The organism is Qipengyuania sp. YIM B01966, assembly GCF_016461955.1.
Classification (GTDB): Bacteria; Pseudomonadota; Alphaproteobacteria; order Sphingomonadales; family Sphingomonadaceae; genus QFOP01.
The window spans coordinates 1-13,545 of record NZ_JADMNM010000002.1 but is presented as its reverse complement, the minus strand read 5'-3'; the positions used below and the strand labels follow the sequence as shown (position 1 = coordinate 13,545).

11 protein-coding genes, 1 tRNA gene and 1 riboswitch are annotated in these 13,545 nt (G+C 64.9%); of the genes, 9 read left to right on the top strand and 3 right to left on the bottom strand.

Features of this window, described 5'->3' with window-relative positions:
- Positions 1-4: 4 nt before the first annotated feature.
- Complete coding sequence (locus tag ILT46_RS02765; RefSeq protein WP_199503129.1) at positions 5-1,531, bottom strand: tetratricopeptide repeat protein; 1,527 nt, start codon at positions 1,529-1,531, stop codon at positions 5-7.
- Positions 1,532-1,614: 83 nt separating this feature from the next.
- Between ILT46_RS02765 and ychF the strand changes: the two genes are divergently transcribed.
- Genes ychF through ILT46_RS02750 form a run of 3 tightly spaced genes read left to right on the top strand, consistent with a single transcriptional unit; the run spans position 1,615 to position 4,020 of the window.
- Complete coding sequence (gene ychF / locus ILT46_RS02760) at positions 1,615-2,715, top strand: redox-regulated ATPase YchF (protein ID WP_199503128.1); 1,101 nt, start codon at positions 1,615-1,617, stop codon at positions 2,713-2,715.
- Between the two features lie 15 nt (positions 2,716-2,730).
- Positions 2,731-3,528: a DUF1206 domain-containing protein gene (locus ILT46_RS02755; protein ID WP_199503127.1), complete on the top strand. Its 798-nt coding sequence runs from the start codon at positions 2,731-2,733 to the stop codon at positions 3,526-3,528.
- A gap of 21 nt (positions 3,529-3,549) precedes the next feature.
- Positions 3,550-4,020 (top strand): MaoC family dehydratase, encoded by a 471-nt coding sequence (locus tag ILT46_RS02750; protein WP_199503126.1) that lies wholly within the window; start codon positions 3,550-3,552, stop codon positions 4,018-4,020.
- A 98-nt stretch (positions 4,021-4,118) separates the two neighbouring features.
- Here ILT46_RS02750 and ILT46_RS02745 read toward each other — a convergent pair whose 3' ends face one another.
- Together ILT46_RS02745 and mutL are read right to left on the bottom strand one after the other, a co-directional pair.
- Positions 4,119-4,628 (bottom strand): hypothetical protein, encoded by a 510-nt coding sequence (locus ILT46_RS02745; RefSeq protein ID WP_199503125.1) that lies wholly within the window; start codon positions 4,626-4,628, stop codon positions 4,119-4,121.
- A gap of 139 nt (positions 4,629-4,767) precedes the next feature.
- Positions 4,768-6,600 (bottom strand): DNA mismatch repair endonuclease MutL, encoded by a 1,833-nt coding sequence (mutL, locus tag ILT46_RS02740; protein ID WP_199503124.1) that lies wholly within the window; start codon positions 6,598-6,600, stop codon positions 4,768-4,770.
- A 199-nt stretch (positions 6,601-6,799) separates the two neighbouring features.
- On the opposite strand from mutL, the gene ILT46_RS02735 reads away from it, so the two are divergent.
- The 6 genes from ILT46_RS02735 to ILT46_RS02710 all read left to right on the top strand — a co-directional run bounded on the left by ILT46_RS02735 (position 6,800) and on the right by ILT46_RS02710 (position 12,688).
- Entirely contained in the window at positions 6,800-7,843 is a 1,044-nt protein-coding gene (locus ILT46_RS02735) for a rod shape-determining protein (RefSeq protein WP_199503123.1), read from the top strand.
- Positions 7,844-7,865: 22 nt separating this feature from the next.
- Positions 7,866-8,798 (top strand): rod shape-determining protein MreC, encoded by a 933-nt coding sequence (gene mreC, locus ILT46_RS02730; RefSeq protein ID WP_199503122.1) that lies wholly within the window; start codon positions 7,866-7,868, stop codon positions 8,796-8,798.
- Complete coding sequence (mreD, locus tag ILT46_RS02725) at positions 8,798-9,334, top strand: rod shape-determining protein MreD (RefSeq protein ID WP_199503121.1); 537 nt, start codon at positions 8,798-8,800, stop codon at positions 9,332-9,334. Before mreC ends, mreD begins: the two co-directional genes overlap by 1 nt.
- Complete coding sequence (mrdA, locus tag ILT46_RS02720) at positions 9,334-11,409, top strand: penicillin-binding protein 2 (RefSeq protein WP_199503120.1); 2,076 nt, start codon at positions 9,334-9,336, stop codon at positions 11,407-11,409. The genes mreD and mrdA overlap by 1 nt, the downstream gene beginning before the upstream one ends.
- Positions 11,410-11,450: 41 nt before the next feature.
- Positions 11,451-12,521, top strand: a complete 1,071-nt coding sequence (gene rodA, locus ILT46_RS02715; RefSeq protein ID WP_199503119.1) for a rod shape-determining protein RodA — start codon at positions 11,451-11,453, stop codon at positions 12,519-12,521.
- 91 nt (positions 12,522-12,612) lie between these two features.
- A tRNA-Lys gene (locus ILT46_RS02710) sits at positions 12,613-12,688 on the top strand.
- Between the two features lie 229 nt (positions 12,689-12,917).
- Positions 12,918-13,160, top strand: a riboswitch (cobalamin riboswitch).
- The last annotated feature ends 385 nt before the right edge of the window (positions 13,161-13,545 follow it).

Sequence of the window (13,545 nt, the reverse complement as noted above, 5' to 3'; positions counted from 1 at the left end):
CGCGCTAGCGCGCTTCTGCTTCACGCAGATGCGCGCGAATCGCGGGATTGTCCGGGGCTGTCGCAGCCGCGCGTCTGAGCAAGTCGGCTGCGCGCTCGCGGTTTCCTTGGTGTAGCGCCAGCCAGCCTGCCGTATCCAGGATCGAGGCATTGTCGGGTGCCAGCGCCAGGGCCTTCTCCGCCAATGGCAGCGCCCCGTCGACATCCCCCGCCTGCCCCATCGCATAAGCGAGGTTATTGAGCACCAGCGCGTTGCTGTCGCCGGTCCACGCCCGGATCCGGCCATAGGATTCGATCGCGGCGCGCCATTTCTGCTGGCGGATGGCTGCATCCCCCGCCGCCAGTTCGCGCGCCAGCCGTTGTGCCGGCGGGATAGCGGCAAATACTTCGCGCGCGGCGGAGGCATTGCCACTTTTCTCGGCTGCTTCGGCGAAAGCTGACAGGTCGGCGGGCGAGGCGTCCGGCCGCGCGGCAATCGGCCGCAGCGTCGCGAACGCCGCCGCTGCATCACCTCCGGCCAGTTGCGCGCGCCCGAGCAGGCGTTGCGCGGGAAGGAGGCCGGGCGTTTCGCGGATCAGGCCGGCGAGGATCGTGCGCGCTTGCTCGGTCAACCCGGTTTCCAGCAAGGCGCGGGCATACAGCAATCGCACTTCGGGAAGCTCGCTGCGTTCGAGAGGTTGCAAGGCTTCGCGCACTGCGCGCCATTCGCCCTTCTCCGCCTGCAGCCGCGCCTGCAGATAGATAACCCGCGGATCGTTCGGCGCCGCCGCTGCCGCCTGCGCAATCAGCGGTGCAGCCTCGGCGATCCGGCCCAGATCGCCCAGCACCCCGATCCTTCCGAACAAAGCTGCCTGGCTTTCCGGATAGAGGTGCGCCGCCTTTTCGTATGCGGCGAGAGCCGCGCGCGGGCGCCCTTCGCTGGAGGCGATTCGTCCCTCGGCGATCAGCGGATCGAGCGCCTCGCCATCTGCCGCGAGCGCTTTGTCCACCAGCGCGCGCGCCGCGGGCACCTGGCCCGACCGCAGTGCGAAGATCGCATGGTCCGCATAGAGCCGCACCTTGGTCCCGGTGCGCCCCGCGCCTGAGACAAATAGCTGCTCGGCCGCGCCCAGATCGCCGGTCCCGATCGCGGCCAGCGCTCGTAGGCGGTAGGCCTCGGCGCTCTCGTGCTTTCCGGCCAGCGCGGCAGCCGCAGCGAATTGGCCCCGCAGCAATTGAGCCTCGGCCTCCATCAGGTCGAGCTTGGCGGCTGGGCCACCCCGGGCACGGCGCAACCGTTCGAGCGCCGCCAGCGCGGCCTCGCCATCGCCGCGCTCGAGATGCGTCTGCGCCAGCATTCCCAGCAGCTCGGCATCGCCGGGCGCATCCTCCAGCGCGGCGACCAGTGCGATGCGCGCGTCGTTATAGCGGTGTTCGGCCAACGCCTGTTCGGCGGCCGCACGTTGCTCGGCCGGGCTCTTGCTGCACGCCGTCAGCGCCAGGGCCACCGCCAGCGCGAGAACCGCTCCGCCATGTGCCACGCGCCTGCCCATCGATCGCTCTCCCCCGCGTTTCGCTGGTCTTTATAGCGGCATAAGGTTAAGGGCGCAGCCTTCCTTTCATACCGGAGTTCACGATGGGTTTCCGCTGCGGGATCGTCGGCCTGCCGAATGTCGGCAAGTCCACCCTGTTCAACGCCTTGACCGAGACGCAGGCCGCGCAGGCGGCCAATTATCCGTTCTGCACGATCGAGCCCAATGTCGGCCAGGTTGCCGTGCCCGACGCCCGGCTCGACCAGATCGCAGCGATTGCCGGGAGCGCCAAGATCGTCCCGACTCAGCTCGCCTTCGTCGACATTGCGGGCCTGGTGAAGGGGGCGAGCAAGGGCGAAGGTCTGGGCAACCAGTTCCTCGGCAATATCCGCGAGGTTGACGCTATCGTCCACGTGCTGCGCTGCTTCGAGGATGACGACATCCAACACGTCGCAAACAAGGTCGATCCGATCGCCGATGCAGAGGTGGTCGAAACCGAACTGATGCTGGCCGACCTCGACAGCCTCGAAAAGCGCGTTCCCGCCGCAGCCAAGCGCGCGACGAGCGGCGACAAGGAGGCCAAGCTGATCGCAAGCGTGCTCGGCCAGGCGCTCGATCTGCTGCGCGAGGGCAAGCCCGCCCGGCTGACCGAGCCCAGGGATGACGAGGAAGCGCGCGTCTTCCAGCAGGCGCAATTGCTCACCGCCAAACCGGTGCTTTACGTCTGCAACGTCGCCGAAAGCGACGCAGCGACCGGCAACGCGCTGACCGAACAGGTATTTGCCAAGGCTGCGGCCGAGGGCGCCCAAGCGGTCGTGGTGTCAGCCGCGATTGAGGCGGAACTCGTGACGATGCCGGCCGAAGACCGCACCGAGTTCCTGGCCGAACTGGGACTGGAAGAAAGCGGCCTCGCCCGTGTGATCCGCGCTGGCTACACGCTGCTCGGCCTGCAGACCTTCTTCACCTGCGGTCCCAAGGAGGCCCGCGCCTGGACCTTCCACAAGGGCGCGCGCGCGCCGCAGGCAGCAGGTGAAATCCACACCGATTTCGAGCGCGGGTTCATCCGGGCCGAAACCATTGCGTTTGACGATTACGTCGCCCTGAAGGGCGAGGCCGGCGCACGCGAGGCGGGAAAACTCCGCCAAGAAGGCAAGGAATATCTTGTGCAGGACGGCGATGTCATGCTGTTCAAGTTCAACGTCTGAAACAGGAGCCGCGCCGTGGTCGACAAGTCGGAAAAGTTCAGCTGGCTGGTGCGGCTCGGCTATGCGGCGCGGGGGCTGGTCTATACCCTGCTCGGCTATCTTGCGCTGACAACCGCATCAGCGGCCAGCGCGGGGCAGAGCGCGGCGTTCGATTTTATCCAGAACGTGCCGTTCGGCCGGCCGATCCTTTACGCCACCGCGCTCGGCCTGCTGGCTTACGGGGTCTATCGCTTGCTCGACGCGCTGAGCAATATCGAGCGGCACGAACAGGACGCCGAAGGGCTCGCCGCGCGGTTGGGCGCAGCGGCCAGCGGGGTGGCGCACTTCGTGCTCGCCTGGACCGCGTGGCAGTTCGCCAACGGGACGGTGCAACGCGCGGCTGGCGACACGGGCGGAGCGGAAGCCGCCAGCACCCTGCTCGATTGGGACATGGGCGCGCTGCTGCTAGGCATCGTCGGGCTCGGCCTGTTCGCCGCTGCGGCCAAGCAGGCTTACGACGCCGTCACGGCCGGGTTCATGAAACACATCTCGCCCAGCGCGCCATCCCTCATCGAGCCGCTCGGCCGAGCGGGCCACGCGGCGCGCGCCGTGGTGTTCGCGGTGATCGGCTGGTCGGTCGTCAAATCCGCCTGGTTCGTCAAAGCCGAAGGGGTGCGCGGGCTTGGCGGCGCGATCGCCGCGCTGCGCGAGATGGGCTGGCTCTATACGCTGGTGGCGGTGGGATTGATCCTGTTCGGCATATTCAGCCTGATTTCCGCGCGCTATCGCACAATTCCCGATGTCAGCCGGGCCGATATCGCACCGCGCGTCTGAACTGCACCAAAGGGCTCCACAATGCTCCATTACGAAGACATCGAGATCGGCAGCAGCCACAGCTTCGGCCAATACGAAGTGACGCGCGAGGCGGTAATGGAGTTTGCCCGCCAATTCGACCCGCAGCCGTTCCATCTCGATGATGCGGCCGCCGCGCGGACGCATTTCGGCCGGCTGTCGGCCAGCGGATGGCACACCTGCGCGATGACCATGGCGATGCTGGTCAAAAATATGAGCGTGGTCGAACAGGCCGGCCTCGGCTCGCCCGGGGTGGACAATCTGCGCTGGGTGAAGCCGGTTTATCCCGGCGATACACTGCGCTGCGAGACAGAAGTCATCGCCAAGCGCCGCAGCCAGTCGCGGCCCGACATGGGCCTGTTCAAGAGCCGCGTGAGGACCTTCAATCAGCATGACGAACTGGTTCTGGAAATGGTCTCGAACGGGCTGATAAAGGTGCGCAACCCATCTGCGCCGATCGAGGCCGAAGGCTGACTTTTCAATCGCTTGCGGCGATTTTCCTACATCGATTCAAAGTGCTAGACACTATTTCGCGATTCGTCTCGCGCACTCTTTGACATCGTGATTTAGTCTCAACTGCCGCACTGCGCGGTGCCGTTCGCCTCGTAAGCGACCTGGTCGCGCTCATCGCTGACCACCAGCCGAGCGGGGAAATCGGTCGTTTCGCTGCCGCTCTGCCGCCCCTCGCCCTCCGCAATATCGAGCGTGAAGGCGTATTTCGCCCCGGTATAGCGCCCGCGCGCACCCAGCGGCAGCGCGGCGCTGCCTGCGTCAGGGGCGAAGCGGATCATCTCGCCCTTGATCTTCATCCAGCCGGCCCGCTCCATCGCCAGAAGGACAGGATCGGTGCCTGATGTCTCGGGCACGAACGCGCAAGACGCTCCAAACAGATCGTGCTTCTCGATATCGGCAAAAGCGATGGTCTGCGGGTTGATCGGTTCAGGCGGCACCTGCTGCGCCCGCTCGACCGCAGCAATGTCGGCCGCATCGGCGGCGGCTTTTTGCTCCGCGGTCTGCTCCGGCGCGCACGCCAGCAACGTGAGCGTGACGCCAAGGCCGGCGATGATCGGAAAGGCGCGCATGATATGTCTCCCTCGGCGGCCTAAGTGGCGTGATATCGCAGTCGGATCAACGCTTTCTGCGCGGCCTGCGGATTATCTCGATCGCCAACAACCCTATGTTAAAGCGGAAAAGCGTGCAAAGCTGAGCGCGCCCATCCCCTCATTTCCGCCCGAACAGCTTTTCGACGTCGCTCATCGCCAGCTTCACCCAGGTCGGGCGGCCGTGATTGCATTGGCCGGAACGTGGGGTGCGTTCCATCTCGCGCAGCAGCGCGTTCATCTCTGCCACTGACAACACCCGCCCGGCGCGGACCGAGCCGTGACAGGCCATGGTCGCCAGCACCAGGTCGAGCTTCTCGCCCAGCAGCAACGCGCCGCGTTCGGCGTCGACGCCGTTGGCGGCGAGATCGTCGGCCAGATCGCGCAGCAACTTGCCCGGATCGGCCGTGCCAAGCGCGTGCGGCAGCGCGCGGACCAGCATCGCATCGGGGCCGAACCGTTCAGCTGCAAGCCCCAGCCGGGTGAGTTGCGGCAAGGCCGCTTCCAGCCGGTCGCAATCTGTCTCGTCCAGCTCGACCACCTCGGGGAGCAGCAGCGCCTGGCTGCGCGCTGCTGCTTCGCCCGCGCCCGCCGCCCGCAGCCGCTCAAGCACCAGCCGCTCATGCGCGGCGTGTTGATCGACCAGCACCAGCCCGTCGGCGGCTTCGGCGACGATATAGGTGCCGGCAACTTGCCCCCGCGCGATGCCCAGGGGAAATTGCGCCGCGTCCTCTGGCAGCGCGTCAGCCGGTTCCGCCCTACCGGCAGGGGCGACCGCGCTGGCGGTGCCGGGCCCGGTCCACGGCATCGCCTGCTCGCGCACACTGCCCATCGCAGGCGCCCCGCCCCATCCGGTTCCGGCAAAGATCGACGGTTCAGCGGCAGGTGCCACCGGCTCGGCCTGCCAGCGCCCCATAGCAGCGGCATCGGGCGCCTGCGCGCTGCGCCGGTCGCCGCTGGCCAGCGCCTGCCGCAGGCCGGAAACGATAAACCCGCGCACCGCCGCCGCGTCGCGGAACCGCACTTCGGTCTTGGCCGGGTGGACGTTCACATCGACCTCTTGCGCGGGCAGGTCGAGGAACAGCGCCAGTACGGCGTGCCGGTCCCGCGCGAGCATATCGGCATAGGCCCCGCGCACCGCCCCGGTCAGCAGCCGGTCTTTCACCGGGCGGCCATTGACGAACAGATATTGGTGATCCGCCACCCCGCGATTGTAGGTCGGCAGGCCGGCGATCCCCGACAGGCGCAGCTCTCCGCGCTCGAGCGCAATCGCCAAACCATTGTCCTTCAATTCGCGCGCGACAATCTGCGCCACGCGGTCGGCCAGCGCCTCGCCCGGCTGGACCGCCAGCACGCGCCGTCCGTCATGCGACAGCGTGAAGCCGATGTCGGGGCGGGCCATCGCCAGCCGGCGCACCACGTCGAGGCAGGCGGCATATTCGCTGCGCGCGCTGCGCAGGAATTTGCGCCGCGCGGGGACGCGGGCAAACAGGTCCTCCACCCGAACCCGGGTGCCGGGCGGGATGGCGGCCGGGCCGGCGCTCACCACGGCTCCGTGATCGATGACAATCCGCCACCCCTCGCCCGCGCCGGCCGGCCGGCTGTCGAGCGACAGCCGCGCGACGCTGGCGATCGAGGGCAATGCTTCACCGCGAAACCCCAGCGTCGCGACCAGTTCGATGGCCTCGTCTGCGCCGATCAGGCTTTCGGGAAGCTTTGAGGTGGCGTGCCGTTCGAGCGCCAGCGCCATTTCGGCAGGCGCCATGCCGCAGCCATCATCGGTCACCTCGATCGCGCCGAGGCCGCCCTCGGCCAGCGTGATCCCAATCCGCCGCGCCCCGGCATCAATGGCATTCTCGACCAGCTCCTTGAGCGCCGCGGCGGGCCGCTCGACCACCTCGCCCGCGGCGATGCGGTTGACCAGAGTGTCAGGCAGGCGGCGGATATACGGCATCGGTTTTCGTGCCTAGCGACGAAGGGCTGCAAATTCGAGCCGAAGGGTGCACTTTCCCCAGCATAGCGCGCACAAAATTTTTCCCTTTTCGATTGCGCTTCGTTAAGGAGCGGCCATTCCCTGTCATAAACGGGTTCCGGCCGGCCGCGGGGCGCCGCGGCAGGGGCCCGCCACACCTGTAACGGAAACGACGCCGCCCATGAGCTTCCTCGCCAAACTTCTGAAACTCGGATCGCAGAATATGGCGATCGACCTCGGTACCGCCAATACGCTGGTCTATGTCCAGGATCAGGGGATCATCCTTAACGAGCCCTCGGTGGTGGCGATCGAAACGATCAACGGGGTCAAGCGGGTCAAGGCCGTCGGCGACGATGCCAAGCTGATGATGGGCAAGACACCCGACAACATCGAAGCGATCCGCCCGCTGCGTGACGGGGTGATTGCCGACATCGAGATCGCGGAAGAAATGATCAAGCATTTCATCCGCAAGGTACACGGCAAAAAGAGCCTGTTCCGCTATCCCGAAATCGTCATCTGCGTTCCGTCGGGCTCGACGTCGGTTGAACGGCGCGCGATCCGCGATGCGGCCTCCAATGCAGGCGCCAGCCAGGTGCACCTGATCCTCGAACCGATGGCCGCCGCGATCGGGGCGGATATGCCTGTGACCGAACCGGTAGGCAGCATGGTGGTCGATATTGGTGGCGGCACGACCGAAGTCGCCGTGCTGTCGCTGCGCGGGCTGGCCTACACCACCTCGGTCCGCACCGGGGGCGACAAGATGGACGAGGCGATCGTCTCTTACGTCCGCCGTCATCACAATCTGCTGATCGGCGAAGCGACTGCCGAGCGGATCAAGAAGGATTACGGTGTCGCCAGCGCACCGGCTGACGGGATCGGCGAGACGATCACGATCAAAGGCCGCGACCTCGTCAATGGCGTGCCCAAGGAAATCACCATCAATCAGGGCCATATTGCCGAGGCGCTGTCCGAACCGATTGGCGCGATCCTCGAAGGGGTGCGTATCGCGCTGGAAAATACCGCGCCGGAGCTGGCCGCCGACATCGTCGATCAAGGCATCGTGCTCACTGGCGGCGGCGCGCTGATCAGCGGGCTCGATGTGAAAATCCGCGAGGAAACCGGCCTGCCGGTTAGCATCGCGGAAGATCCACTGTCCTGCGTCGCGCTCGGCACCGGGCGCGCGATGGAAGACCCGATCTATCGCGGCGTCTTGATGACCGCCTGATCGGGGAAAGGGAGACGAGGCGATGAAACCGCCTGCGTCGCGCCGCACCGGTCATTCGCGCCGGGCGCAATATACCCAGTTTGGCGGCTATGTGCTGGCAGCTATCGGCGCGCTGCTGGGCGCGGTGCTCCTCGCCGTATCGTTGTGGCGCCCCAGTTCGTTCAACGGCCTGCGCGGCGCCGCTGCCGAGGTGACGCGCCCGGTCGGCGCTGCCAGCAGTGTCACGCGCACCAGCAGCCTCTCGTTGATCGAGAACATTCGCGGCTATCTGCGCGCCGGTCGCCAGAACGATGTGCTGAAACGCGAAGTAGAGATCGCCCGCATCCGTCTCGCGGAAACCGATGCGGTGCGGCAGGAAAATGCCCGGTTGAAGGCGCTTCTGGGTCTCGCCGACCGCGAGGTCCGGCCGATAGCGGTGACGCGGCTGATTGGCTCGTCCGCATCAAGCGCGCGGCGCTTCGGCTATGTTGGCGCAGGTGCGCATCAGGGTGTGACGGCCGGGATGCCAGTGCGCTCGCCGCGCGGCGTCGTCGGACGGGTGTTCGAGGTCGGACCCAACAGTTCGCGAGTGTTGCTGCTGACCGACAGCGAAAGCGTGCTGCCCGTGCGCCGCTCGACAGACAATGTTGTGGCATTCGCCGAAGGCCGCGGTGACGGCCGGCTGCGTATTCGCCTGGTCAATTTGGGGATCAACCCGCTCCGGGTCGGTGACGTCTTCGTGACGAGCGGTGCCGGCGGCTTTTACCGGCCGGGCATCGCGGTGGCGGTTCTGGTCGAGAAGGCAGCCGATGGCGGGATTGCGCGGCTGGTTGCGGACCCAGCCTCGGCCGATTTCGTCTCAATCGAGCCGGTCTGGCAGCCGGTCGCGGCAGTCGCGGCGCAAACGCCGAGCACCCAGCCAATAGATGCCGCGGAGTTGGCAGCATCGCCCGCTGCCGCCGAGACCACAGAGTGATGCAGCGCAGGGCCTGGGCGACGCGGCGCATAAATCGCGATCATTCGCCGGTACTGGCGCTCGCAGTCCCGGTGGTGTCGATCCTGGCGGCAAGTGTGCTCAGCACGCTGTCGGTGGCGACCGCCGCACCGCTGCTGCCGCCATTTGGGTTTGTCCTGCTGATCGCATGGCGGTTGCAGCGCCCCGGCCTGTTGGCCGCGTGGGCGGGTTTCCCGCTCGGCCTGTTTGACGATCTTGTCAGCGGCCAACCTTTCGGCAGCGCCATGCTGCTGTGGTCGCTGGCGATGATCGCGCTCGAAGCGCTGGAGACCCGCTTCCCGTGGCGCACCTTTGTACAGGACTGGCTCATCGCCGGAGCGCTTCTGCTGTCCTATATCGCGGCTGCGGCGCTGCTTTCGGGCGCCAGCGTTGGCGTGCCGGGGCTCATTGCCCTGATCCCGCAGACGTTGTTGACCATTGCCAGCTATCCGCTGCTTGCGCGGCTCGTCGCCTGGCTCGACCGGCTGCGTCTCAGCCGCGTGCGGAGGATCGGCTGATGAAGCGGCGCGGGCGGCGCATCAATCGGATCGTCAATTCGACCACTTTGCGGAACTCATTCGACCGCCGAACGCTGGTCGTCGCCGGTGCGCAAGCGGCCCTCGGGACGGTGCTGGCCGCACGGCTGGGCTATCTCGCGATCGCTCAAAACGAGAAGTACGAACTAGAATCCGAAAGCAACCGCGTCAACCTGTCGCTGATAACCCCGCGCCGGGGATGGATCCTTGATCGCAACAACGCGCCGCTTGCGTCAAACAAGGCCGATTTCCGCGTCGATATCATTCCCGACCGGATGGCGGATGCCGAACGCGGCGTGGACCAGTTGGCTAGCTTGCTCGAACTTGATGCGGGCACAGTGAGCGACATCAAGGACAAGATTAGTGGGGCGCGCGGTTTCCGCCCGGTCGAGGTCGCCAGCAAGCTCACCTACGATCAATTTGCCGCACTCAGCGTCCGGCTGCCGGAAATGCCCGGGGTGGTCCCGCAGCGCGGCTTCTCCCGTTATTATCCGACCGGCGCCTCGGTCGGGCATCTGATCGGTTATGTCGGCCCCGCCTCTGCCGAAGAGTACGAGAAGGAACGCGATCCGCTGCTGATCACGCCCGGATACAAGATCGGCAAGGACGGGATGGAAAAGCAGTTTGAACAGAAACTGCGCGGAGTTCCGGGAGCCCGGCGGGTCGAGGTGACGGCTCGCGGCCGGATCGTGCGGGACCTCGAAACGCGCGAGGATATTCAGGGCCAGCCGATCAAGCTGACCATCGACGGTCCGCTGCAGGATTATGCTGCGCGCCGGATCGGCCTTGAATCCGGCTCGGTCGTGGTGATGGACTGCCTGACGGGTGACCTGCTCTGCATGGCCTCAATGCCGAGCTTCGATCCGAACAGCTTCTCCGACGGAATCGGCAGTCTCGAATATGCGATGCTCAGTTCGGATGAGCGGGTGCCGCTGCGCAACAAGGTGCTCAAAGGGCTGTATCCGCCTGGCTCGACCGTCAAGCCCATGGTGTCGATGGCATTTCTGGAAGCCGGGCTCGACCCCCACGCAAGCGTATTTTGTGGCGGGGGATTAAGGGTCGGCAACAGAGTGTTCCGCTGCTGGAACCGGCGGGGTCATGGTACGGTCGACATGGCCAAGGGCATTTATCAAAGCTGCGACGTGTATTTCTACCACTTCGCGCAGAAGATCGGGATGCAGCCGATCGCTGACATGGCGCATCGCTGCGGCATGGGCGAGGAATTCCCCCTGCCCGTGGTGAGCCAGTTTTATGGGACTGTGCCCGATCCCCAGTGGAAGCTGAAGAAATTCAAGCAGCCCTGGCAGACCTTCGACACGGTCAACGCGACCATCGGACAGGGCTATATGCTGGCCAACCCGCTGCAACTGGCCGTGATGGCAGCGCGCATTGCGACGGGGCGCGAATTGCTGCCGAGGTTGATGTTCGATGCAACGGCCCCCAAGCCGGGTTCGATGAATTTTCACGGCAATCATGTCCAAATCATCCAGAAGGCGATGAGCGACGTGGTCAACGGTCCGGGCACCGCCGGACGCGCCCGCCTGCCGATCGACGGCGTGCTGATGGCGGGAAAGACGGGCACTGCGCAGGTAGTGGGCCTGAACCGGTCTGACGGTAAGTCAGGGGCGTGGAAGTACCGGGATCACGGTCTCTTTATATTCTTCGCGCCGTTCGACAATCCGCGATATGCCGGCGCGGTGGTGATCGAACATGGCGGTGGGTCGGGTGCGGCATATCCGATTGCGCGTGACGTGATGACCTTCATTTTCGATCCGCAAAAAGGGCTGGATGCGCTGGCCGCGCTCGAAAGGCAGTGGGGGGGAACAGCACAGCAACGACTTGAGGCGCGGTATGCAGCCTACGCTGCTGGTGCGGGCGAGTCGGTGAAACACTCTGCCCCCCGCCGCGATGCCGAAGTATTTGCACGCGTCGATGCCGAGGCGCGTGCGGTCGCGCGCGGTCCGGACCGGCCGGCAACCGCAGCAACCGACCCCGGCCCCGAACCCGATGCCGCGCCCTCGCCCGCAGCAACCGTTGTGCCTGGGGGTGTGCAGTGAACTCGATCGTCCCGGCGCCAGTCGCGCGCCAGCCCTGGGGCATGTTGATCCCGCTGATTGCTCTCGTCATGTTCGGCGGACTTGTGCTCTATTCCGCTGCGGGCGGCAGCATCACGCCCTACGCCGGCTCGCATTTGCTGCGCTTCTGCGTCTTTCTGACGATGGCGATCATCCTCAGCCTCACATCGCGCGAGTTGGTTAAGCTGGTTGCTTATCCCGTTTACGGCGCTGTGCTGGTATTGCTGGTCGCGGTCGAGGCGCTTGGATTCGTCGGCGGAGGCAGCCAGCGATGGCTCAATCTCGGCTTCATGCACCTCCAGCCATCGGAATTGATGAAGCCGGCGGTCGTGCTGGCCCTCGCCCGCTTTTACGACAGTCTGCCCCCCGGAATGACAGCAAGTTGGCGGGGATTGATTCCGGCGGGCCTGTTAATTGCCGCACCCATGGTTCTGGTGTTGCTCCAGCCCGACCTCGGCACCGCCTTGGCAATCGGCTTTGGCGGCGTGGTGGTGATGTTCCTCGCGGGTTTGCCACTACGTTGGTTCGTCTGGGGCGGCATCGGCGCCATGGTCGCCGCACCGATCGCGTTCTTCTTCGGCCTGCACGACTACCAGCGCCGGCGTGTATTTACCTTCCTCGACCCGGAAAACGATCCGCTGGGATCAGGCTATCACATAACCCAGTCGAAGATCGCCATCGGATCAGGGGGCCTCACCGGCAAAGGGTTCAACGAGGGTTCGCAAAGCCATCTCGATTACCTGCCCGAACCGCATACCGACTTCGTGTTCGCCACGATGGCGGAGGAATGGGGCTTGGTCGGCGGGCTGGCCGTCTTGCTTGCCTTCTTTCTGATCCTGCGCTGGGGCTGGTCCGTCTCGCGTGCGGCGCGCGACCGATTGGGGAGCCTTCTGGCTGGCGGTATGGTTGCGACGATCTTCTTCTATGTCGCGATCAATCTTATGATGGTCATGGGGCTGGCCCCGGTGGTTGGTATCCCGTTGCCCTTCATGAGCCATGGCGGATCATCTATGATGACCAACATGATTTGCCTCGGAACGCTGATGATGATCAATCGCTGGAACCGAAGAATGTCTGGGGCTCTGCTGGGATGAGTTGCGATTAGCGCTTGGAAGCTGCGGAACGCACGTTATATGCAGCCCCTCTCGATTCGGTTGCGAGCACAATTCGCCGCGTAACGGGTATGGACGCATAGCTCAGTTGGTAGAGCAGCTGACTCTTAATCAGCGGGTCCTAGGTTCGAGCCCTAGTGCGTCCACCAAATTCTAATTTGTTTGCAGGGCTTTAGCGATTAGCTTACAGAAGCGTTACATTGCCCTTCTCACGCTAGGTAGCTCTCTAGGTAGCAGCCTGACTTTTGTGTCGGCGATCGACATATCGCAAACGAAAGCTCCAAAAAGGCCACGCTTGGAATCCCAGCGCCAATTGCGCAAAAACTTGGCATCGTGTTAGGTTTGGAATATTCGACTGCCGACTTCTGCGTAATGCCGTTGTCAACAGATCGCGCCGGTGCCCGAGAGGGCTTAATTCGGGAACACGGTGAGGACCGGCTTTTGCTGATCCGAATCCGAGGCTGTCCCTGCAACTGTAAGCGGCGAGCGCGATGAACATCGCTTCCACCTTCGGGCGGAAGCAGCCACTGGGCCTCACGTTGAATTCAGCGTGGCCTGGGAAGGCCGTGCATCAAGCTATGACCCGCGAGCCAGGAGACCTGCCGGCGTTTGGTCGCTCTTGCTGCGGTCCAGGGGATGGCCATGGCACGGTAACCTCCGTCTGAGCGACGAACCATTGCGGCTGGGGCCGCATCGGAGACGTGTGTCGGCCGCAAATGGCGTTTCGGCCACCGCATGTTTCGGCCGCTTCTGCGGACTTGTCCCGGCCTAGTCGCTAAACGCCGGAGGATTCATCCGTGTTCACGATATTCTACACAATCGGTTTTGCCAGTGGCACGCTTGCTCTGTCTCTGGCGGGGACATCCTCCTGCGTTTCATCGCCAAACTCGGCACTTGGCTGCAGCACTAAACCAGATCGTGTTAGCAAGGTTCATGAAGGCAAGATCGGAGCATTAAGTGCCCCAAGCGCAGGAAGCGTCATCGGGTCGTGTCCCACGGGGTGGTG

Excerpts from the sequence above, each read along its gene's own strand:
- ILT46_RS02765 (WP_199503129.1), bottom strand. The coding sequence starts at position 1,531 with ATGGGCAGGCGCGTGGCACATGGCGGAGCGGTTCTCGCGCTGGCGGTG.
- ychF (WP_199503128.1), top strand. The coding sequence starts at position 1,615 with ATGGGTTTCCGCTGCGGGATCGTCGGCCTGCCGAATGTCGGCAAGTCC.
- ILT46_RS02750 (WP_199503126.1), top strand. The coding sequence starts at position 3,550 with ATGCTCCATTACGAAGACATCGAGATCGGCAGCAGCCACAGCTTCGGC.
- ILT46_RS02745 (WP_199503125.1), bottom strand. The coding sequence starts at position 4,628 with ATGCGCGCCTTTCCGATCATCGCCGGCCTTGGCGTCACGCTCACGTTG.
- mutL (WP_199503124.1), bottom strand. The coding sequence starts at position 6,600 with ATGCCGTATATCCGCCGCCTGCCTGACACTCTGGTCAACCGCATCGCC.
- ILT46_RS02735 (WP_199503123.1), top strand. The coding sequence starts at position 6,800 with ATGAGCTTCCTCGCCAAACTTCTGAAACTCGGATCGCAGAATATGGCG.
- mreC (WP_199503122.1), top strand. The coding sequence starts at position 7,866 with ATGAAACCGCCTGCGTCGCGCCGCACCGGTCATTCGCGCCGGGCGCAA.
- mreD (WP_199503121.1), top strand. The coding sequence starts at position 8,798 with ATGCAGCGCAGGGCCTGGGCGACGCGGCGCATAAATCGCGATCATTCG.
- mrdA (WP_199503120.1), top strand. The coding sequence starts at position 9,334 with ATGAAGCGGCGCGGGCGGCGCATCAATCGGATCGTCAATTCGACCACT.
- rodA (WP_199503119.1), top strand. The coding sequence starts at position 11,451 with ATGTTGATCCCGCTGATTGCTCTCGTCATGTTCGGCGGACTTGTGCTC.